The sequence below is a fragment of the Cupriavidus sp. 01T418 genome (genome assembly GCF_056398885.1).
This window is the reverse complement of the sequence record NZ_JBFTQG010000079.1, coordinates 1-20560: the sequence shown is the minus strand read 5'-3', so window position 1 is coordinate 20560 and position 20560 is coordinate 1. Positions and strand designations below refer to the sequence as shown.

21 protein-coding genes are annotated in these 20560 nt (G+C 61.6%); 7 read left to right on the top strand and 14 right to left on the bottom strand.

Features of this window, described 5'->3' with window-relative positions; translation table 11 throughout:
* Positions 1–35: 35 nt before the first annotated feature.
* Both AC1DQ3_RS35300 and AC1DQ3_RS35295 read right to left on the bottom strand, forming a co-directional pair.
* Positions 36–1271, bottom strand: coding sequence for a CaiB/BaiF CoA transferase family protein (locus tag AC1DQ3_RS35300; RefSeq protein WP_477124732.1), 1236 nt, complete (start codon positions 1269–1271; stop codon positions 36–38).
* Between the two features lie 2 nt (positions 1272–1273).
* Positions 1274–2038: an enoyl-CoA hydratase/isomerase family protein gene (locus AC1DQ3_RS35295; protein WP_477124731.1), complete on the bottom strand. Its 765-nt coding sequence runs from the start codon at positions 2036–2038 to the stop codon at positions 1274–1276.
* Positions 2039–2244: 206 nt separating this feature from the next.
* Here AC1DQ3_RS35295 and AC1DQ3_RS35290 point away from each other — a divergent pair, with 206 nt between their 5' ends.
* On the top strand, positions 2245–2706 hold the full coding sequence (locus tag AC1DQ3_RS35290; protein ID WP_477124730.1) for a TetR/AcrR family transcriptional regulator: 462 nt from the start codon (positions 2245–2247) through the stop codon (positions 2704–2706).
* Between the two features lie 610 nt (positions 2707–3316).
* The gene (locus AC1DQ3_RS35285) at positions 3317–4147 is read left to right on the top strand and encodes a 3-oxoadipate:acetyl-CoA acetyltransferase (protein WP_477124729.1); all 831 of its coding nucleotides are present in this window, start codon (positions 3317–3319) and stop codon (positions 4145–4147) included.
* A 284-nt stretch (positions 4148–4431) separates the two neighbouring features.
* On the opposite strand, the gene AC1DQ3_RS35280 is transcribed toward AC1DQ3_RS35285, so the two are convergent.
* From AC1DQ3_RS35280 to AC1DQ3_RS35260, 5 genes are all read right to left on the bottom strand, one after another.
* The gene (locus tag AC1DQ3_RS35280; RefSeq protein ID WP_477124728.1) at positions 4432–5526 is read right to left on the bottom strand and encodes a porin; all 1095 of its coding nucleotides are present in this window, start codon (positions 5524–5526) and stop codon (positions 4432–4434) included.
* An 84-nt stretch (positions 5527–5610) separates the two neighbouring features.
* Entirely contained in the window at positions 5611–6600 is a 990-nt protein-coding gene (locus AC1DQ3_RS35275) for a tripartite tricarboxylate transporter substrate binding protein (RefSeq protein ID WP_477124727.1), read from the bottom strand.
* Positions 6601–6693: 93 nt separating this feature from the next.
* A complete protein-coding gene (locus tag AC1DQ3_RS35270) occupies positions 6694–7044 on the bottom strand; it encodes a cupin domain-containing protein (protein WP_477124726.1) in 351 nt (116 codons plus the stop codon).
* On the bottom strand, positions 7041–8018 hold the full coding sequence (locus AC1DQ3_RS35265) for a quinone oxidoreductase family protein (protein WP_477124725.1): 978 nt from the start codon (positions 8016–8018) through the stop codon (positions 7041–7043). Before AC1DQ3_RS35265 ends, AC1DQ3_RS35270 begins: the two co-directional genes overlap by 4 nt.
* Before the next feature lie 93 nt (positions 8019–8111).
* On the bottom strand, positions 8112–8861 hold the full coding sequence (locus tag AC1DQ3_RS35260; RefSeq protein WP_477124724.1) for an SDR family NAD(P)-dependent oxidoreductase: 750 nt from the start codon (positions 8859–8861) through the stop codon (positions 8112–8114).
* Positions 8862–8895: 34 nt separating this feature from the next.
* Here AC1DQ3_RS35260 and AC1DQ3_RS35255 point away from each other — a divergent pair, with 34 nt between their 5' ends.
* The 4 genes from AC1DQ3_RS35255 (at position 8896) to AC1DQ3_RS35240 (ending at position 12383) form a co-directional block, all read left to right on the top strand.
* Complete coding sequence (locus tag AC1DQ3_RS35255) at positions 8896–9096, top strand: hypothetical protein (RefSeq protein WP_477124723.1); 201 nt, start codon at positions 8896–8898, stop codon at positions 9094–9096.
* Between the two features lie 201 nt (positions 9097–9297).
* Positions 9298–10302 carry a LacI family DNA-binding transcriptional regulator gene (locus tag AC1DQ3_RS35250; protein ID WP_477124722.1) on the top strand — a complete coding sequence of 335 codons (1005 nt, stop codon included), beginning with the start codon at positions 9298–9300 and terminating at the stop codon, positions 10300–10302.
* Positions 10303–10517: 215 nt separating this feature from the next.
* Positions 10518–11432, top strand: a complete 915-nt coding sequence (locus AC1DQ3_RS35245) for a dioxygenase family protein (RefSeq protein WP_477124721.1) — start codon at positions 10518–10520, stop codon at positions 11430–11432.
* A gap of 69 nt (positions 11433–11501) precedes the next feature.
* A complete protein-coding gene (locus AC1DQ3_RS35240) occupies positions 11502–12383 on the top strand; it encodes a beta-keto acid cleavage family enzyme (protein ID WP_477124720.1) in 882 nt (293 codons plus the stop codon).
* A 42-nt stretch (positions 12384–12425) separates the two neighbouring features.
* Here the strand turns inward: AC1DQ3_RS35240 and AC1DQ3_RS35235 are convergent, their stop codons facing one another.
* From AC1DQ3_RS35235 to AC1DQ3_RS35220, 4 genes are all read right to left on the bottom strand, one after another.
* Entirely contained in the window at positions 12426–13724 is a 1299-nt protein-coding gene (locus AC1DQ3_RS35235; protein WP_477124719.1) for a DUF3734 domain-containing protein, read from the bottom strand.
* 27 nt (positions 13725–13751) lie between these two features.
* Entirely contained in the window at positions 13752–14531 is a 780-nt protein-coding gene (locus tag AC1DQ3_RS35230) for an acetoacetate decarboxylase (RefSeq protein ID WP_477124718.1), read from the bottom strand.
* Between the two features lie 669 nt (positions 14532–15200).
* Positions 15201–16181, bottom strand: coding sequence for a YeiH family protein (locus AC1DQ3_RS35225; RefSeq protein WP_477124717.1), 981 nt, complete (start codon positions 16179–16181; stop codon positions 15201–15203).
* A 49-nt stretch (positions 16182–16230) separates the two neighbouring features.
* Entirely contained in the window at positions 16231–17223 is a 993-nt protein-coding gene (locus AC1DQ3_RS35220) for a Bug family tripartite tricarboxylate transporter substrate binding protein (RefSeq protein ID WP_477124716.1), read from the bottom strand.
* A 297-nt stretch (positions 17224–17520) separates the two neighbouring features.
* On the opposite strand from AC1DQ3_RS35220, the gene AC1DQ3_RS35215 reads away from it, so the two are divergent.
* On the top strand, positions 17521–18318 hold the full coding sequence (locus tag AC1DQ3_RS35215; protein WP_477124715.1) for a TauD/TfdA dioxygenase family protein: 798 nt from the start codon (positions 17521–17523) through the stop codon (positions 18316–18318).
* Between the two features lie 128 nt (positions 18319–18446).
* Here AC1DQ3_RS35215 and AC1DQ3_RS35210 read toward each other — a convergent pair whose 3' ends face one another.
* The 3 genes from AC1DQ3_RS35210 to AC1DQ3_RS35200 form a co-directional block, all read right to left on the bottom strand.
* A complete protein-coding gene (locus AC1DQ3_RS35210; RefSeq protein WP_477124714.1) occupies positions 18447–19433 on the bottom strand; it encodes an NADPH:quinone reductase in 987 nt (328 codons plus the stop codon).
* 98 nt (positions 19434–19531) lie between these two features.
* Entirely contained in the window at positions 19532–20374 is an 843-nt protein-coding gene (locus AC1DQ3_RS35205; protein WP_477124713.1) for a GntR family transcriptional regulator, read from the bottom strand.
* Positions 20375–20401: 27 nt separating this feature from the next.
* Positions 20402–20560 (bottom strand): NAD(P)(+) transhydrogenase (Re/Si-specific) subunit beta (locus AC1DQ3_RS35200; protein ID WP_477124733.1); only part of this gene is annotated, 159 nt, incomplete at its 5' end.

Here is a 20560-nt window from a genome sequence, read left to right as displayed (position 1 = left end):
CCAGCCAGCTTCGCGCGGCGGGGTCGTGGGTGTGATCAAGCGGCATCAAAGTCTCCGCGCAGACTTTTCCGGCTCACCAGGACGCGGCGCTCCCGCAGCGACTGGATCGTCGCCGGATCGATGTTGCGTTCGCTCAGCAGCTCAATGTTGTGCTCACCCTGGAAGGCCGGAATGCCCGGAGCCGGCAACGTTGCCGTGCTGAAGCGCCACGGCGGGCCGGGCATCCGCATCGTCCCGCCGGTGCGATCGTCAACTTCCACGACGGCACCCCAGTGCTCTGCCCACTCCGATTCCGCAAATTCACGCGTGGTGCGCACCACGCCAATGGCAAGTCCCTGCTCGCTGACCTGCGCCTGAAGCTCGTCGAGGTCGGTGAACGTGAGAATCCACGCCCTGACCTCTGCCAGCAGCGCATCCAGGTTCTGYCTGCGTAGCGGCGCACTGGCGAAACGCGGGTCCAGCAGCAGGTCGGTCCGGCGCATCATCGAGCAATAGCGCACGAACATGGGCGAGTAGATCGGACTTGCGGCGATCGTCACCTGGCGCCCGTCGGGTAGCGCGTAAATGTGGGACTCCGGAGCGCTTAGCGCGGMAGGCTCGCCATTGGTGTCGACCCCCGAGAGCTGGGCACCGGCGCGCTCGTTGACAGCCAGCATGGTGGCTGCCATCGATACATCGACATGCTGGCCTTCGCCGGTGCGATGCCGATGCTGCAGCGCTGCAAGGACGGCCACCGCGCCGTGCAGCCCCGTATAGACGTCCGCGTGGCTGCACGCATCGTTGCGCAGCGCGTCGGCTTCGAATCCGTAGTGCTCGCGCACAATATCGGTCAGCCCGGTCTCCGCCTGCACTGTCGGCGCAAAGGCGGGGCGATTCTTCCACGGTCCGGTCTGCCCATACCCGCTCATCGAAACGTAGACGACGCTCGGRTTGAACTCTCGCACCTGTTCGTAKCCGAGGCCAAAGCGCGCRAGGGTACCGGGCCGGAAGTTCTCGACAATGATGTCGGCGTCGCGGCACAGGTCTGTCACGATCTCGCGAGCCTCAGGCCAATTCAGGTCGAGGCTCAGATTGCGTTTGCCTGCATTCTGCTGCGCGTAGTACACGGACATSGTGCCGATGAGCGGCATGCCACCACGSCCGGTATCGCCACCGGGCGGCTCGATCTTGATCACTTCGGCGCCCAGGTCGCGCAACGTCTTGGTGCAAAGGGGGCCGGCGAGTACCCGCGTGAAGTCGATGACTTTCAGTCCTTCCAGTGGAGCAGCCATGATCAGTTCCCCTCAAAGACAGCAGAGCCCGGGCCGGATTTYGCAAAGGCCTGGAGGCCGCGCTTCTGGTCCGCGCTTGCCCACATCATGTTGTTGATCTCGGTCTGATGCGCATCCGCCCCGGCAATGCCGCTGCGCGCCGAGTGGTTGGCCAGTTGCTTGATGCCCTTGAGTGCCACCGTCGGACCGGCYGCCAGCTGACGCGCCCATGACATGGAAACCGCGGGCAGGTCAGCTTCGGCTGTGACGAGGTTGATGAGGCCCCAGCGCTCGAGCACTACCGGGTCGTGCCGCCGGCCGAACATGGCCATCTCCTTGGCGCGCGCCGGGCCGACGCGCTGGACCACCCGCTGGACCCCGCCGAGCAGCGGCAGCAGGCCAAGGGACGCCTCCGCCATGCCGAAGAATGCGGTGTCCGCGGCCACGATCATGTCGCAGGTCAATGCGAGTTCGACCCCGCCGCCGAGTGCGCCCCCCTGAACCGCCGCGACAGAAGGAATCGGCACGTTCTCGAGTGCGTCGAGCAGGGCTTCCAACCCTGCCTGCTCGCGGCGCCGCCCTCCGCCGGCAAAGCCGGCCACATCGGCGCCGGCGCAAAAGTGGCGCATGCCACTACGCAGCAGAATGGACCGACAGCCTTGTTCCACCGCTTCGGTATAAGCGCTCAGAAGATCCTTCAGGAAGTTATCTTCGATCAGGTTATGGGGTGGCTTTGCCATCGTGACGACGCCAACCGCGCCGTCCTTCTCAAATACGACAGTGCTCATTTTTCGTCCTGCTTGGGAGGCCGGACCCTGCCGGCACGTTAGTGACAAGAGCTGGATGACGCTGCCGCGGATGCGGCTCGGCGTCATCTGCAATCCAGTGTACACAGTGTTAACATAGCTCGTTATCAGGGTATTCCCGGCAAACCCGATCCACCCAGCGAGCAGCCTATAATTTGCCTTCCCACCGATCTGACCTTGCCGACACCGTGACCGCCAAATCGCTTGCCCCCGCCGCTGCGCCTTACCACCACGGCAACCTGCGCAACGCATTGATTGCCGAGGGACGTCGCGCGCTCGAGGAAATCGGTGCGCGCGAATTGAGCCTCCGCTACCTCGCGCGGGCGGTCGGCGTCTCCGAGGCCGCCCCTTCCCGCCACTTTGCCGGCAAGGAAGGGCTGCTGGCCGCCATCGCGGCCGACGGATTTCGCGAGTTGGCCGTCTTGCGCCTGGCCATCGTGGCATCGGACGATGCGCCAATGGCCACGGCCTACCGCATGATGCGCACCTACGTGGAGTTCGCCAAACGCCACAAGGGACTCTTCGACCTGATGGTCGGGCCACGCCTCGTTGCGCGCGAGTCCTATCCGGAGCTGACTGAACAAAACACAAAGTCCTTCAGCCTGTTCGGGTGCCGAGATCGGATCTTCCTGTCCGAGTGGAGCAGATGATCGAATTTTCCATCGCCCTGTTCCTCAGCGCTGTCACGTCCGGGCCCGAGCACCTCCAGCGGGTCGCCGAACTGCTACCTGCCTCACGCAAGCACATTGCGGCGTAGCGCCGCCGAAGCCCGCTGAACGGCAGCAGGCAACACGCATGCCAAATTAGTTCTTGTCTCCCCCCTAAGTTAACATCACTAACATGCCGAGCAACTGCTTACATGAAGGCCAAGGACTGAAGCGCTTTGGCGGCCGGGCCGGTAGGCAGAAAGGCATTCCCATTCGACTGCTCAGGACGGGGCGCGGTCACACCATCTTCGCCGATCTGCGGCGAGGGACCAATGACGCCCGGAAGGAGATGCCGTTTCCTTGATCTTGATGTAGTATACGTTTGTTCTTACGCCGAACGTATGTTCGCCTATAGAACACGACCAGCGAACCAGTTTTCGTCTTCGTCAGTGCATCACTTTCGAGTCACGCGGCAAATGTCAGGGCATCACAGCCCCGTCCCCAAACTGCCGCACCACTGTGGTTGACCGCCCAAGATCATCGGGTGGAGGCGCTTCCGACCAAGTGCCAGGCCACCTGGTTCTGAACGCTACTTTCTTACCCGAGATCGAACATGACCCAACCTTGCATCATTTCCGTCGCAATCACCGGTTCACTGCCACGGAAGAAGGACAATCAGGCCGTACCGGTCACCGTAAACGAACAGGTGGAGTCCACGCAGGAGGCCTTCGAAGCAGGCGCCACTCTCGTGCACCTGCATGTACGCAACGATGACGAAACCCCCACCTCGGATCCGGATCGCTTTGCACTGGTGCTCGAAGGCATTCGCAGGCACGCGCCGGGCATGATCACGCAGGTCTCCACGGGCGGCCGCTCAGGTGCGGGCCGTGAACGCGGCGGCATGCTGTCGCTGCGCCCGGACATGGCTTCGCTCGCAACCGGCTCGGTAAACTTCCCCACGCGCGTTTACGACAACCCGCCTGACCTCGTCGACTGGCTTGCGGAGGAAATGAAGATCTACGGCATCAAGCCCGAAATCGAGGCCTTCGACCTGTCGATGATCTTCCAGGCGGTCTCCATGCATCAGGCCGGCAAGATCGTCGGTCCGCTCCATTTGCAATTTGTCATGGGCATCAAGAACGCAATGCCTGTCGATCGCGAAGTGTTTGAGTTCTACGTGCATACGCTGCGCCGCCTGGCACCTGACGCCACCTGGACTGGCGCCGGTATCGGACGCGACCAACTCACGATGGCACGCTGGTCGCTTGAACTGGGTGGGCACTGCCGCACCGGCCTCGAGGACAACATCCGCCTGGACAAGGAAACGCTCGCACCGTCCAATGCTGCCCTTGTAAAGCAGGTCGCTGACCTTTGCACGGAATATGGCCGTACTGTCGCGACGCCGGCGCAGGCCCGCGCGCTGTTGGGACTCGCGGCGCAATAGTCGTGACGATCACCTGGGCCATCTCGTCGAGTGGACCGGTGCGTGGCAGCGGCTCCCGGCGTCCACTCTGGCTGCGAAACGCGGCGCCATCGGGACGAGGGCTGCAGCGAGCGACGAGACATTGAAGACAGGATGTCAGGCGTGGTTGCATCGGATGCCGCCGGACCGCGACCACAGTGCAACCACCGCACATCCACGGCGAGGCGTGCGCGGGCGTCTTCTGGTGGGGCGTGCAGCCCCCGGGCGCCCGCGCCCGCCGCTCGTATCTCGGCGGCGGGATGCCCTCAGAAGATTTGCTTGACGCCAAGCATCACGCCGATTTGGTTGCCTCCCGGCGGGGGGGTACTTGTTCCGCCGCCGCCGCTGACAGACAGCGCCAGTTGGCCCCGGTTGTCGATAAAGCCCGTGGTGGCATAGACGGAGGTCCGCTTGGAGAATTCGTAGGTACCGCGCACGGCGGCGAGCCATGCCTTGTTGGTGCTATGGCTGTAGCCCAGGTAGTAGATCTGGCCCGCGAGATTGAAGGCGGGGGTGATGTCGTAGGCCACGCCGGCATAGTACAACTGGCTATGCGACGTGGCGCTGCCTTCATTGTTGCGGAAGGTGCCGCCGATGCCGATCTTCGCCTTGGACAGAAGCATGTAGCCGCCGAATTGCACGCGGTCGTCCTTGAGGCCGCTGTTTACCAGCCCGGCCGCCGCGCCGGGTCCGCCGCGGATGGAGTCATAGGCCGTCGACACGCCCCACCAGTTCGTCTCGTACATCAGCATCGCCGACCATTCCCGACAGGCCAGCTTGTCGGCTGGATTCTCTCCGGGACAGTTGGTGCCGGATGGATTCTGTCCCGCGTTGACGGTGTCGCGGCCAAAGCTGTAGGTAGCGCCAATGGTCAGGCCGCCGAACTTGCCCTTGTAGCCAACGGCATTGTCGGCGCGCGCATTGGGCCGGTAGTTGTCCAGCACGCTGGAGCCGTATATGTTGGGGCCGAGCACGTCGGAATCCAGGGTGGACCAGAAGGTCATGGTCCACTGGCGCCCGAAGGAGATCTGCCCCCAGCGATCGCTGCCCAAACCGACGAAGGCCTGACGCCCGAATAATCGCCCGCCTTGGTTCAACGTTCCGGAGTCCGGGGCGAACCCCGATTCCAGCACGAACACCGACTTGAGCCCGCCCCCGAGGTCTTCAGCTCCGCGCAGGCCCCAGCGCGAGGGCACGGTGCCCGTCAGGGTCGGCATGCGGGCGACGCTGTCCTTGTTCGCGCCGATGTGATTGACATACTCGACGCCGCTGTCGATGACGCCGTAGAGCGTGACGGATTGCGCCGCCGCGACCATCGGCATGGCGCACAGGATGCCTGCTATCCACTTTCTTCTGCTCATCACTGCTGACTCCTCATTGTGTTGTTATGTGATGGGGGTTTTTATGTGTGTCGTGGTGCGGGTGAGAGGGAAGAAACGACCTGCCTACTGCCCGCCTTTTATGCCCGACTGCTTTACCACCGGCGCCAGCTTGACGATCTGGGCCTGGATATAGCCGGCAAACTCCTGCGGCGTGCTGCCGCGCGGTTCGGCGCCCTGGGCCGCCAGGCGCTCGCGGACATCGGGCGCGGCCAATGCCTTGGCGATCTCCGCATTCAGCGCGCTGACGATTTCCTTTGGCGTGCCGGCCGGCGCGAGCACGCCAAACCACGAATCAAACACATAGCCTGGCAATCCTGATTCGGCCACCGTCGAAATATCGGGCAGCGCGCCCGCGCGCTTCGACGTCGACACAGCCAGCGCGCGCAGCTTGCCCTGTTTCACGAATGGCATCRCCGAGACGGTCGGCGCGAACATCATGTCGCCACGGCCGGCCATCACGTCGGTCAGCGCCTCGCCCGTGCCCTTGTAGGGGATGTGCACGATATCGATGCCCGCTTGCATCTTGAACATCTCGCCGCTCAGATGCGTGGAGCTGCCCGAACCGGCCGAATCGAAATTCATCACACCGGGCCTGGCCTTCGCCGCAGCCACCAGGTCGTGAACCGACTTGTAGGGGCTGCCCGTGTTGACCACGAGCACGTTCGGCACCGAAGCGACCAGCGACACCGGCGCGAAATCCTTGACGGTGTCGTAGCCAAGCTTCGGATACAGCGTAGCGTTAATGGCATGGCTCACTGACACAAGAATCAGGGTGTAGCCGTCCGGTGCGGACTTGGCCACGGTGGTCGCACCCAGCGTGCCACCTGCGCCAGGCCGGTTGTCGACGATCACCTGATAGGTGCCACCCTCGCCCATCTTGCTGCTGATGATGCGCGCCAGGATATCGGTGGCGCTGCCGGCCGAGAACGGTACGACCAGGCGGATCGGTTTGGTCGGAAACTGGGGCTGCGCGGTGGCTGGCGCGCTCGACGCCAGTGTGAGCGCGGCGCCCAGGATTATCGCCACAGTGGGGCGTGAAAGAATGCGTTGCATGGTTGTCTCCTCGCGTTCCTATTGATTTATTGATTTATTGATTTATTGATTTCCAGTAGTGCAAACGTTTGCATTTCCAGGCCAAAAAACGGCTCAGGGGCTGGCCGGCTTTGGATACGGCATGGCGAGCAGCAGCATGGCAGGACGGTTGTGCGGATTGGAAACCCGGCGCGCTTCCCCAGGTGCCAGCCGCACCGAATCGAACTGACCGAGCATGACACTCTCGCCGGGCGTCTGGATGCAAACCTCGCCTTCCAGCACCACATAGTGCTTTTCGACGGGTGACGCATCCATCGAGGTATGGCCGCCAGGCAGGATCACCGAGACGCCCATCCATAACGCTTCGGACGGACCGGCTTCGTGCCCCTGCAGACGCAGGCAGTGCATGCCCTCGTGATTGGCCGGGTTATAGGCCGGCGCCTGTGCAAATCGTGTCGTGTTCATGGCTTGAGCACCACGCGTTCGGTAGCGCCCTGCAGCACGGCGCGATAGGCGTCCCTGGCGTCGGCCAGCGTGTACGTGTAGTCATCGAGCACAGGGAACGGCTTCAGCGCCCCCGAGGCAAACATCGGCGCGAGTGCATCGAGAATGCCGGCGCAGGCTTCGCTGTAGAGTGCGAGGGTGTCGACGCCGACATAKGTATGCTGGCCGCGATAGAACGCAAAGATGTCGAACGGCACGGGCTTCTCGATCGTCGAGATGAAGATCTGCGTGGAGCCGATCGCCATGGCCAGGTTGGCCTGCTCGAAGTAGGGGCTACCCACCGTGTTGTAGACGATGTCCGCGCCGTGGCCCCCGGTCTCGTCACGTACGACTTCGGCAATGGTCTCACGACTGGCATCGATCATGCGCACGGGCCCGCTTGCGTGACCACGATAGGGATCGGCGCCTCGCTCGACAGCAAAGACGCGCGCCCCGAGAGCCGTGGCGATCTGGATCGTAGCTTGTCCGACCTTGCCGTTGCCGCCGCACACGAGCACCGTGCTGCCAGGCTTCGGCATGCCGGCGCGCCGCAGGCCCTCGTACGCAGTGATGAACGGGACGCCGACCGCGCCAGCTTCCACCAGGGAAAGCGTGGCTGGCTTGGTGCGCACCGACTGCGCACCGATGCGGAGGTACTTGCCATGCGTACCGTCGCGTCGAATGCCAAGCTCGCCGCCGCTTCCCCAGACCTGCAGGCCGATCATCGCCGCCGGTCCGTCAACGACAACACCAGCGTAGTCTCGGCCCGGCGTGCGCGGCCACACGGCATGGGGCATCAGGCCGAGCGTCGCCTTGACATCGCTGGGATTGACCCCGGCGCTGGCGACATCGATCACGCACTCGCCTTCGGCGGCTTGCGGAAGCGGCACGCCCACCAGCGCGAGATCGAGCTCGTCGATGTTGGCGGCCTTCTGTTTGACTTGGATTGTGTTCATGATTGCAGGCGTTCAGTGAATGGAGTAATCGGGTGTCGCGCAGTCCGAGCATGTGGCGCGCGCGTACATGAGTCGGTTGGTCAAGGGTGGAAATCAGCCAAGCTGCCGGCCGCCGTCGACGACGATGGTCGTGCCCGTGGCAAAGCGCAGCGACGTGGCGCAGGCTACGATGGCATCCGCCACATCCTGCGCCTGCCCTATGCGCCGCAGCGGTGTGGTCTTTGCCGCGCGCTCGTTGAAGGTGCTATCGCGGCCGGGCACGAAGGCGGTGTCGAGCACGCCCGGGGATACGTTGAGTACGCGGATTGCGGGTGCCAGTGCTCGCCCCAGTGACATTGCCATGACATCGAGACCCGCCTTGGCGGCGCAATACGCCACGTTGCTGCCCTGCCCGGTGCGGCCCGCAATTGACCCGACGTTGACGACCAGACCATCGCCATTGGCGCGCAACAGCGGCGCGAACGCGCGAATCGCCGCAAACTGCCCGCGCCAGTTGATGGCAAACAGTTCGTCGATCAGCGCGTCATCGAGCGCATCGAGATCGGCATGCGGAATTGCGCGCGTGAAGCCCGAGGTGTTGACGAGGATGTCGGCGCGGCCATAGTGCTGCTGCACGGCGTCGGCAAGCTCGCGGAGCGTCGCGCTATTGCCGACTTCCGCGTGTGCGGCCAAATGATTGCCTGCGGGAAGTGCGGCAACGGCGCTGGCCGTGCGCTCGGCATCGCGTCCGGTCAACACGACGCTGGCACCGATATCGGCCAGAGTACGGCCCACGGCAAGACCGATGCCGCCGGTACCGCCGATGATCACGGCAACCTTGCCCGAAAGTGAATGAGTGGACATGTTCGATAGGTAGTTGAGGGGGTTGAAATGGGGAATGCGTCAGTCGATCGGCGGCGTTAACGCGAACTCGCTGATCTGCCCGGGCAATTGTTGGCCGCTTCCATCCCCACTCATTTGCAAACGTTTGCATTATGAACGGTTGGATCCGGAGATCAAGTGGTATTTTTCAGCGGAATGGCGCCAGAACATCACAGGCGCGCCTGAAATCCAATGGAATCAAGAACTTGAGACATGACCTCGGGCAAAAACCGAAGGCCTCGCGGAGGCCGTCGACCAGGGCCGCAACAATGCGCGAACTTGAGACGTGCGCCGACGGAGCGGTTGATATTGCATCTTCGGGTCTCGCATGGGGCCTCGCAGGTACAATGGCAATCTTGCCTGGCTGGAGTGCGGCGACTGACGCCGCGTTATCGCAAACATGACGCAAAAAAGGCGGATGACCCTCAAGGAATTGGCCGAGTCCATTGGCGTTCATTCGTCCACGGTTTCGCGCGTGATGAACCCCGAGACTCGCCATCTGATCAGCGATGACGTGGTTGAGCGGGTCCTCAAGGCCGCACGCGAATTAAATTTCTCTCCCAACAGGATTGCTGCCGCGCTTCGCACAAAACGCTCTCGGATCATTGGTGTCGTGCTGCCGGATATTGCCAACCCGGTATTTCCGCCGATCCTGCGCGGCATCGAAGACGAGCTGGCCAAAAGAGGGTTCATTCCGCTGATTGCAAACGCAGAGGGCGGGAAGGAACGGCAACGGTTCGTGATCGATCAGATGGTCGGGCGTCAGGTCGACGGCCTGATCCTGGCGACGGCGGGCCGCAAGGACCCCATCCTCGAACATTGTCTCGACGAGGGGATACCGGTCGTTGTCGTCAATCGAAGCGAAGACAGTGGTCGCGTATCCTGCATTGTCAGCGACAACCGGTTGGCAATGCTGTTGGCGGTGACGCATTTGATAAAGCTTGGCCACACTTGCATAGCCCATGTCGCCGGCGCAAGCGATCTGTCGACCGGTTACGAACGCCGCCTGGGATTCCTTGATGCACTCAGAGAGCTGGGGTTGAAGAAAACGCATTGTCCGGTGGTTGAATCCAAGGCGTACTCCCGTGAGGAAGGTCGTGCCTCATGCGATGCGCTGCTCGAGCGCCATCCCGAAATTACTGCGATCGTTGCCGCCAACGACCTGCTGGCGCTCGGTTGTTATGATGCGCTTCGCGCACGCGGTCTCCGGTGCCCTCAAGATATTTCGATCGTCGGCCACAACGACATGCCACTGATGGATTCCGTTGCGCCGCCAATGACTACCGTGCATATCCCTCTTTATGAAATGGGGATTCGTGCAGCCACCTTGATGCTCGGAAATCTCGAGGGCAGTTCGACGGCACAAATCAACATCGTGCTCAGACCCGAGCTCGTGGTCCGCGAATCCACGGCCGCGCGATAACCGCCTTCCGCGCGGCGCAAGGCCGCGCGCTCTTCCCGCCCCTACCTCGGCATACCCCGTCGGACCTCGGTACGCTACCGATCTTCATTGCAAGCGATTGCAGGCGTGAGCGGAATCGCGCTCTCGAAAACCTGAAATTCCAAGCCAAAGAAAGGGACCTTTGACAGCTGATGGTTGCATAGCTATGATGCAAACGTTTGCAAAGGAGAACTGCGATGACGGGATCTGTACAACGTAGCAGCATAGTTAGCGATGCGGCGTCGGTGACGGACGTCGTGCTTGCCGCCATGAGCAAGACCGAAAGTCCACGCCTCAAGGAAATCTTGAATGCACTGGTAGAACATGGCCATGCGTTCCTGAACCAAGTCAGGCTGAGCGACGAGGAGTTTGAGCAGGCATTGGGTTTCCTGAGGAATGTGGGCCTGACCTGCACAGACAGTCACAACGAAGTTGTGCTGTTGGCGGACGTGCTTGGCTTCTCTACTTTGGTCAAGGTGCTGAACAACTCGGCAGGCGAAGAGCGCACGGGCGGCGCCTTGCTCGGGCCGTTCTTTCGCGGCGGCTCGCCGCACTATGAACTGGGCGCGTCGATCGTTCAGGACATTTCGACGGCAACGCCAATCTTCGTAAGCGGACAGGTCTTCAATACGCGCCGGGAGCCGATCCGAAACGCAAAGGTAGACGTTTGGCAGGCATCGCCAGCAGGTCTTTACGAGAATCAGGATCCGGACCAGCCGGAGATGAACTTGAGAGGCCATTTCCTTACCGATGCGAACGGCCGATTCCATTTCCGGAGCTTGAGGCCCGCTGGCTACCCGGTACCCACCCACGGGCCAGTAGGCGCACTGCTCCGCGCACAGCATCGCCACCCATTCCGTCCGGCCCACCTGCATTTCGTCGTGACTGCAGAGGGCCATTCGACGCTCATCTCGCAGATCTTTTCAGACGACGCCGAGCACCTGGAATCCGATGTCACGTTTGGCGTCACACGCGATCTGATCGGCAAGTTCGAGCGGCATGAGGCAAGTACCGGCCCCTATCCCGAGCAGCGGGCGCCTTACTACACGCTCCATTGCCAATTCGTGCTCGGGGAAGGTGTTCCGACCTACCCCGTGCCGCCGATCAAATAACAGGCGTTCCTCATGCCCCTCGACGGCAATCGCCGCCTGGGCTAGCTCAAACATATCCGGAAGAAACACATGCATGCACGCAAGACCATCATCACCTGCGCGGTAACCGGCAATCTGACAAAACCCGAACAACATCCGGGCCTGCCTGTTACCCCTGAGCAGATTGCCAACGCATCCCTGGATGCAGCACGTGCTGGCGCCGCAGCGGTACACATCCACGTGCGCGACCCCGAAACCGGCCGCCCCTCGATGGACATCGCGCTGTACCGCGAAGTCATGCAACGCATTCGCGCACAGGACACGGACGTCATTATCAACCTGACAACAGGCCCTGGCGGACGCTTCATCCCCAGCGACGATGATCCGAAAGTGGCGGCACCCGGCACCACGCTGATGCGCCCCGAAGATCGTGTCGAACATATCTTGGCGCTGCGTCCCGACATTTGCAGCCTCGACCTGAACACAATGAATTCCGGTGGGGATGTCGTTATCAATACGCCAAAGAACGTCACGCGCATGGCTGCGGTGATTCGGGAAGCAGGCGTCAAACCTGAACTGGAGATTTTTGATTCGGGCGACATGCATCTCGCCCTGGACTTGATCAAATCAGGTGTACTGGACGGCCCGGGATTGTGGACTTTCGTGATGGGCGTGAAGTATGGGTTCTCCGCTTCGCCGGCGTCCGTGCTGTACGCCCGCAGTCTGTTGCCCGCAGGCGCGCAGTGGGCGGCGTTTGGCATTGGGCGCTTCGAGTTTCCGATGGTTGCTCAGGCATGGCTGGCCGGCGGCCATGTCCGTGTGGGCCTCGAAGACAACATCCACATCTCCAAGGGCGTCCTGGCGGAAAGCAATGCGGCGCTTGTGAAGCGGGCAAGCGACATTGTCCAGTCGCTCGGTGGCGAACTGGCAACCGCACAGGAAGCACGCGAACTGTTGGGACTGACCCGGTGAATGCAGCACTGGGGAAGTGGCGTGACCGGGTCCTGACTGGATTTACCTGGGATCGATGCTCAGAGCATCTGCCTCGTCGGCGGGGAAACTCTCGATTGTCGTGAGCCTTGCGGTGTCGACCACGTCATTGAACGCGTCGGCAGTCGGCACTGCGGGCGCTTCCTGGCGATGCACGTCGTGTGTCACGAAACCGATGTCACGGCTGGGAATGGCGATCCGTTCAGGTTTGCCGAGCGAGCGGCGGATGTCCTCCAGTCCCACGCTCCAATGCTCGCCAAGCGTGTCGGTGCTGAACTCGTAGTCCTTGTAGTGTCCCTCGAAGGCCCTGTTCTTGTAGATCAGATGGACCACATTGATCGCACGGCCATCCGCGACCTGCTGCGCCCTGCGCATGAGCGGATGGCTCTGACGGACTTCCGCGGGAACGTGTTCCAATAATTGCTTGATGAGATGGGCGTGCTTCTGCTCTGCCTCAAGAAAGGCGGTAATCGCCCGGGTCCGGCTCGAGTACTGGATATCCTTGGTCCGCTCGGAAATGTCAAGGAAATTGCCCGGCAGCCTGCCACGCGCGCTCCACAGATCCACCTGGAATATCAGAGTATCCTTGTGCTGGGATTCCCTGACAATTTCGGTGAGCGGCGTGTTGGAGACGAGACCGCCGTCCCAATAATAATCGCCATCGATTTCAACGGCAGGGAAACCGGGTGGTAGCGCGCCAGATGCCATGAAGTGCTCCGGCTTCAGGCGCATCTTCGTATTGTCGAAATAAATCAGGTTCCCCGTGCGGACATTGACTGCTCCCACGGAAACTCGGATATCGCCGTCGTTGATACGATCGAAATCGGCGTATTTGAGCAGCGTGGCACGCAAGGCGGCCGTATCGTAAAAGCTCACCTGGTTTGGATCCTTAGGTGCCAGCCCGGCGGCATGCAAGGGCGAGCGCGGTGCGAAGAACCCTTTCTGGCCTTCTGTCAGCGCGCGGCTGGCGGCCCACATGCTTGACCACTTGCGCGCGAGATCCTGGAAACCGAACGTCGCCGGCCACCAGGCGCCCACGTGACCTATCAGGTCCGCAGGCTGGCAAATGGTATTCCAGAACCCGCGCAATGCTTCCACGCGGTCTTCCGGCGCATTGCCTGCGATGATGGCCGTGTTCAGTGCGCCAATCGAGATTCCCGAGATCCAGGTGGGCTTGATGCTGGCTTCGGCCAGGCCTTCAAAAACGCCTGCCTGATAGGAGCCGAGCGCGCCGCCTCCCTGAAGGACCAATCCTATTTCGTCATAGGGGGGCAACTGTCGTTGACGGTTGCGATTGATTTTGTTTGTTTCGCTGCGGCGCACGTCTGACTCCTCGTTTTTATTGCGGGGTTACTGGTTGACAACGAGCCTCGGGACCTGCGCCGGCGCGAGGTAGTCAAAGGCGACTTCGCCGATATCGAGGGTGAGATCGGCAATCACGTGCCTCCCGCCCACAATCTTCCTGACCGGCAGGTCGGCAACCGGCGCCAGCGCATGCGGGTGGAGTTCCAGCGCGGCGGGTCCTTCCCAGGCGCCGAGCACCGTCACGTCCTGCAGATAGAAGCGGACCAGCTCGCAGATCCGCGGCGATCCATCGACGTGCGGGATGACCTTCAGCAGGTAGTTCGGCGTATCCGCCAGCTTCCGGCGTTCGGCCTCGATATCGAGCGGGCCGAATTTATAGCCCATCGTGCCGGTCGCGATCCGCTGCGTGCCGTAGTCAAGGGTGCCAAGCAGCGTATCGTTACCATCAATGGCCAGGCGGGGCGAGGCGAGCTTCTTCGGGAAGCCCCAGATTTCACGGCCGCCGGCGATTGGTCCTTCATCATCCAGATACATCGCATGCGTGTAGCTGGCCTTCTGGCCCGCTTCATCAATGACTGAAATCACCTGGCCGCTCTCGGTGTAGTCACCGAATCCGGATGAGTCCGGCATGCGGATGAACTCGTAGTGGACCAGAGCCGAATCGACCGTCAAGGGCTCGGGAACGACCGCTCGCAGGGCGTCCAGGTCGGTTTCGTAGGTAATGATGAAGTATTCGCGATGGAGGAATCGGAAAGGCGGACGCGGATACGAGGGGCTGTGCAGGGGCATTGCGAAGGCGTTCTTGCGGATGTCATCTATGTTCACGGCAGAAGTCCTGTGAGTTGTGGAATCAGCACAATTCGACGATTTGAGTGCCCCAGGTCCGACATGGGTCGAGTCCTGCGTCAGGAATCGCTCATTGGCGGCACGCCTTCCTGGGCTTTACATGGCGATGTTGCCCGACGAATGCGGCAGAATTGCCGCGGTGCAACATTCAGCGTGACAATCCTACGGGTTTTCCCTTACCAGAGTAAGTGGGCAAACTTGAAATTGATTGTTTCGCCACGAGGACAAAGGAGGTGTGCGCCAGGGGGCGCACCGAAGGGACAATGGCCTGCAGGCCACTTGCACTGGCGTATCGTCGCCATGCACCTTGATGCCGTTCATCACGTATCTGCGCACCGATTCCAGCAGGGGACTCGGCGATGCCGGGCAGCCATCCACCCAATCGCCCAAGGTGGACTCCCGGCAACATGCCCGGTGTCGCCGCAGATATTCGACACTGGTTCCAAAGACAGTCCAACGGTATGTGACAGGTCGTACGTGACAGGTCTTGCTTGTTCAGTGTTGCAGGCCGTCCTGCGGAACGCTCGCGTGCATGCTGCTGGCATCGCATCGTACAAGCGCCCGCACCCAGCCGCCCCCTTTGACCGCGGCATCCCATGCCCCGGTCTGCTGGCCAACGATCACATCCGGGCCGACAGCGCCCTTGTACTACAGGGCGCCAGTCAAGTGCTGCACCACCAGACTGCTGGTGGCCACGCTGATCCACACTATCAAGCCCAGCATGAGGGGCCGCCAGCCGGCTTGGCGCAGTCTGCCGATATCGGTATTCAACCCGATCGCGGTCAGCGCACCAATGATCAGCATAGGGGCCAGCTGCCGGATAGCTTGCGTCAGGGATGCCGGGAGCCATTCGTTGACTGCCGATGCCATGACGAACAGCACGATGAACCAGGGAACACTTCGCCCGATCGAGGTGCCCGGATGGCGCCGGTGGTAAATCAGGCCGATCACCAGCGAAACCGGCACGATCATCATGGCTCGCGTCAGCTTTACGATCGTTGCGTAGTCACCGGCGGTTGCATTCCACGCGTAACCGGCGGCGACAACCGACGACGTATCGTTGATTGCGGTGCCGGCCCACATGCCAAAGCCAGTGTCGGACATGCCAAGCAGCCTCCCCAGCACAGGGAACAGCATCACGGCGACGATATTGAACAGAAAGATGGTCGACAACGCATAGGTTGTATCGTGGTCCTCCGGCTTCAGGATTGGGGTAATGGCTGCGATCGCAGACCCGCCGCAAATGGCTGTTCCAGCGCCAATCAGGACCTTGAGCTTGTCGGAAATGCCCAAGACGTGGCCAACAGCTACCGCGACGACGAAGGCGACCGTCAAGGTGACCAGGGAAACGGGCAGAGAATGCAGTCCGGTACGCGCGACTTCATGCAGGGGCAGACTAAATCCAAGGGCAACAATGGAATACTGCAGCAATTGCTTGCCAGCGAATGTAACGCCAGGCTTGCTGCGTTCACCGGGCTTCAGCAGGGGGCGAAGAACCAAGCCAAGGAGCATGCCGAAAACGGCGCCACCGAGCAGGGGAAATGCCTTTCCAAGTAAAGCGGCAGGAATTGCCAGCACCAGCACGAGAATCAGCCCTGGCATTAATGTTGAAAAATTAGCAAGTTTCACGTCTGTACCTTAGTGTCCTTGATTTACCTGGGACCGGCTTTTGCAGCGGCTAGTTGGCGATCTTGATGTCTGCGCCGGCAGCGATCTGTGTCCAGGTTCGCAAATCGTGCCCGACGATGTCGCGGAATTGCGCCTGCGACGTCTGCGGCGGCGGTTCGAAATTCATGTTCTTCATCAAAGTCTTGAACTCCGATGACGCCTGAATCCTGTTCACTTCGGCCGTCAAGCGATCGAGGATCGCCGCGTCGGTCCCCACGGGCGCGAACATGCCGAACCAGCCCACGGTGTCAAAGCGAAATCCCTGCTCGGCCATGGTGGGAACGTCGGGCAATTGCGGTGAGCGGACATTGCCACTGATTGCGAGCGCGCGAATCTTGCCCGCGCGCAGGATCGGCAGCGGCGCATACGGGTCGGCCCAGCCAATCTTCAATACGCCCGAGGACATCTCCGTCATCAGCTGCGGCACGGAGCGATACGCCACATGGGTCGCATTCATGCCTGTCTGCTTCTTGAGCCACTCCATCATCAAGTGTCCCGAAGAGCCGATGGCCCAGCTGCCATAGGTGTATTGCCCAGGCTGCGCCTTGACCAGCTCCACCAACTCGCGCATGTCTTTTACCGGCAGGTCCTTATTGACCAGAAGCAGCACGCCGCCGACTGCGGTCTGCGCGATGGGAGCGAGATCGCGCGTCGGATCGAAATTCGCATTCGTGAGCACCGCTGGCGCGATCACAGCGAACGAAGCGTTCGTGTAGAGCAGCGTGTAGCCGTCGGGATGCGCCTTCACGACAGCATTGATGCCGATCATGCCGCTAGCGCCCGGCTTGTTGTCGACGACGACCGCCTGCTTCAGCGCGCTTCCAAGCCGCTGAGCCATCGCACGTGCCAGCACGTCAGTGCCAGAGCCCGCCGAGGCAGGAACGATCAGATGGATCGGCCGTTCCGGCCAGCTTTCCGACGCCGTCGCAGCAAAGCTCACATGGCCGTACAAGACCGAAAATGCAGACGCGAGCGATGCCACAACCTTGCTGATTGATGCCATGTCCTTCTCCTGTGTTGTGCCCAGCCAACCCATAAGCCGTCCACCGTCGCCGAAAAATTTCCGCGCGGAATTCTCTGCGCGATCCGCATCACGATGCGTTCGATCGCAGCCGGAGCGATTCGGTAGCCTCACCCCACCGAACCACGCCGCGTTTCCAGTCCTGGGTGCAATCCATGATAGCAGTCTAAAATAGTTTATGTCGACATAATTAACACTGGTTGCTATGATCTGAACATCGCGGGCACACGCGATGACAGCGTCGGGAATCGACGATTTTCAGAACGGCAGGAGACACTCTTGAATCTGCGGATCACACCCCTAACTGGCTCCATCGGCGCCTCGGTCGAAGGTATCGATCTCAACGAACCACTAAACCACGAGGTATTCGGGACCTTGCAGCGCGCATTCCTTGCGCACTGCACATTGGTCTTCAAGAAGCAGTACATTTCGCCGCGCGCGCAGTTGGACTTCGCGCGGCTCTGGGGCGAACCCGTGGTCACGGCGATGCTCAAGCCGCTGGACGGTTGCCCGGAGGTGGTACAAATCACCAAAATCCCGAAGGAGACAGCGTCCACGGAGGCATGGCACTACGACGCGCCGTTCACTCCGGTCCCGCCGAAGATCACGATACTGAGCGCCGTCACTGTCCCGCACGGCGGCGATACCATGTGGTCCAATCAGTACCTCGCGTATGAACGGCTGTCACCAGGAATGCGACGCGCGCTGGAAGGCCTCCAGGTGCGCTTTCGCGGCTCCCGCCTGGGGCGCATGCTTGGGGTGGCGGAGAAGGACATTCCGGAAGCCGTGCACCCGCTGGTCCGCACGCATCCCGAGACGGGACGTCGCGCTCTCTACATCGCGCACGACGAAAATCAGCTTGGCATTGAAGGCTGGACGCCAGACGAAAGCCGCCCGCTGCTGGACTACCTCTACCGTCATTCGACGGCCCCGGATAACATCTACAGGCACATGTGGAACGCCGGCGATGTTGTCATGTGGGACAACCGCTGCACGATGCACTACGCAGTGCACGACTACGGGTCAAAGGAGCGCGTGCTCAATCGCGTCACATTGAAGGGCGAGGTACCGGTCTGACGCGCTGCCGAAGGCCTGACGAACCCGATCGCCGCGTCCGGAGGGGCCGCTACCCGAGGCCCCTCCTTCCGCAGTCGCAATTGGGATGCCATTTGCACGGCTTGTTTTCTTTCACGCGCCGTGCGTCATCAATTGCAGTCGACAACGACCGTGCCAAGCTTGCTGCGCTCTTCTACGACAAGATGCGCCTTTGCTGTGTCACGCAACGCAAAAACACGGTCCACGGTGTGAATCGCCTGAGGGACTTCTTCCAACCACCGCGCAATGCCCTGCTGCGCGACGCGACGAACCTCGAAGGGCAGGCCCGACAGATAGAGGCCATGCAGGCTAATGTTCTTCCGGATCAGTCCGGCGAGCGGAAACGCGGCATCGGGCTCAGGCCCGATGGCATATGAGACCCAGTTGGCATGGTTTGCGGCGACTTCCAGACACAGACGGAGGTTTCCGCCTGCGTCGACATCGACGATGTGGTCCACGCCCCGCCCTCCGGTGGCTTCGCGTATCAACTCCGCGGCATCTGGCGCGGTGTAGTCGATCACCTCATCGGCACCCGCGCTTTTGGCATGTGCAGCCTTGCGCGACGAACTGACCGTGGCTAAAACGCGTGCACCGCCCCACTTGGCGAGTTGCACCGCGTAATGGCCAACAGCTCCCGCGCCGCCCGTAACAAGCACGGTCTTGCCTTCGATCGGTCCCTTGAGGAACAGGCTGCAGTAGGCAGTCATGCCTGGAATACCCAGGCATGCCCCGTGCGTGAAGTCCAAATGCTCGGGCAGAGGCGCGGTGAGCTCATGGGGAAGACAAATATATTGCGCCGCAGTGCCATATGCGCGTCCGCGCTGGCCGAAATACAGCCAGACCCGGGAGCCCACCATCCCGACGTCGACGCCGGAGCCGACTGCGTCGACCACTCCGGCGCCGTCGCTGTTGGGAACAATGCGCGGGAACTCCATGCCGTGCATGCGCCCTGCGCGCCGGTTCGCGTCAGCCGGGTTCACCGCCGACGCATGCAGCCGCACCCGAACCTCGCCCGGACCAGGCTGCGGCGTCGGCAACTCGCCGAATTGCAGTACCTCCCCGGCCGGACCCTGTCGGTCATACCAGATTGCCTTCACGGTTTGTCTCCAGTGGAATTATTTACACTTCGGCGTCAGCCGATTGACTTTAAAAGCTGGGGGGCAGCAGGAATCCGCGGCGAACGAAAGCGTTCGTTTCAGGCGGCCACCAATTGCTTGCCCGGCTTCCTGGCGCCTGCGCGCAAAGTTGGCACTTTGGTAGCGCAAGGCGTCGGTTTGGCCAGGGATTCCATTGCAACCGCGCGGATCGCGGCATCTCTCGCCTCGTCCATTCGCATTCCGACGATGGAAAGGATCAAGTCGTCATCGCGCTTGACTACGGCAGCATGCAGTCTCCGCCAGGTCTTCAGGGAGCCAGCAATGGTCTGGGGCGCGGCAACCAGTCCCAGCCGTACATAACGCAAGGTCCGCAGTGAAATGGACTGCAGCATGTCAACGAGCAGTTTGTTGCCGCAGAGGTCGACAAGCGCGAAATTCAGCAGAAAGCTCTCAACAGCATACGCATCTGCCGACTCGCCGGCGGCTTTGACAAGTCTGGGCATGTGTTCGTTGAGCACCCGCTCGAGTTCGTCCGGAACTTCTCGCACCACTTGCTCCAGCAGCGTGATATAGAGCACGTTGCGCACCTTGAAGATGTCGCGAATTTCCGCTTCGTCGGGAGCGGTGACGATGGCGCCGCGCCGGGCCTGAAACTCAACCAGCCGGTCGCGCTCCAGGATGCGCATCGCCTCTCTCACCGGAGCACGACTAACATGCAACACTTCGCTGATATCCTTCTCCAGTAACCGCTGGCCGGACTGAACCAGGTCAAGCGTAATCACCCCCGCCAGCCGGGCGGCGATCTGGTCGGGAATCGGCGCTGAGGCGCGCTCCCAGTCCTGTCCACGCAGCACCGCCTGTTCAACCGCCAGCATGAGCTGGTTCTTGGGAGTGAGAAGCGCGGAGAGGTCTGGAAGGTTTGGCGTCTTGTTTCTGCTCATGGTGTCGAATCCAGATGGACTGTCAATTCAGGCCGCCTTGCCCATGTCTTCGACCACCTTCTTGGCGTCGCCGAACACCATCATGGTCTTGTCCATGTAGAACAGCTCGTTGTCCAGGCCCGCGTAGCCCGCGGCCATCGAGCGCTTGTTCACGATGATGGTCTTGGCCTTGTAGGCCTCCAGGAT

What these genes read in the sequence shown, in the direction of transcription:
- AC1DQ3_RS35255 (WP_477124723.1), top strand. Translation starts at nt 8,896, where the DNA reads ATGCGTCAGTCGATCGGCGGCGTTAACGCGAACTCGCTGATCTGCCCG.
- AC1DQ3_RS35285 (WP_477124729.1), top strand. Translation starts at nt 3,317, where the DNA reads ATGACCCAACCTTGCATCATTTCCGTCGCAATCACCGGTTCACTGCCA.
- AC1DQ3_RS35270 (WP_477124726.1), bottom strand. Translation starts at nt 7,044, where the DNA reads ATGAACACGACACGATTTGCACAGGCGCCGGCCTATAACCCGGCCAAT.
- AC1DQ3_RS35260 (WP_477124724.1), bottom strand. Translation starts at nt 8,861, where the DNA reads ATGTCCACTCATTCACTTTCGGGCAAGGTTGCCGTGATCATCGGCGGT.
- AC1DQ3_RS35240 (WP_477124720.1), top strand. Translation starts at nt 11,502, where the DNA reads ATGCATGCACGCAAGACCATCATCACCTGCGCGGTAACCGGCAATCTG.
- AC1DQ3_RS35205 (WP_477124713.1), bottom strand. Translation starts at nt 20,374, where the DNA reads ATGAGCAGAAACAAGACGCCAAACCTTCCAGACCTCTCCGCGCTTCTC.
- AC1DQ3_RS35245 (WP_477124721.1), top strand. Translation starts at nt 10,518, where the DNA reads ATGACGGGATCTGTACAACGTAGCAGCATAGTTAGCGATGCGGCGTCG.
- AC1DQ3_RS35250 (WP_477124722.1), top strand. Translation starts at nt 9,298, where the DNA reads ATGACCCTCAAGGAATTGGCCGAGTCCATTGGCGTTCATTCGTCCACG.
- AC1DQ3_RS35280 (WP_477124728.1), bottom strand. Translation starts at nt 5,526, where the DNA reads ATGAGCAGAAGAAAGTGGATAGCAGGCATCCTGTGCGCCATGCCGATG.
- AC1DQ3_RS35220 (WP_477124716.1), bottom strand. Translation starts at nt 17,223, where the DNA reads ATGGCATCAATCAGCAAGGTTGTGGCATCGCTCGCGTCTGCATTTTCG.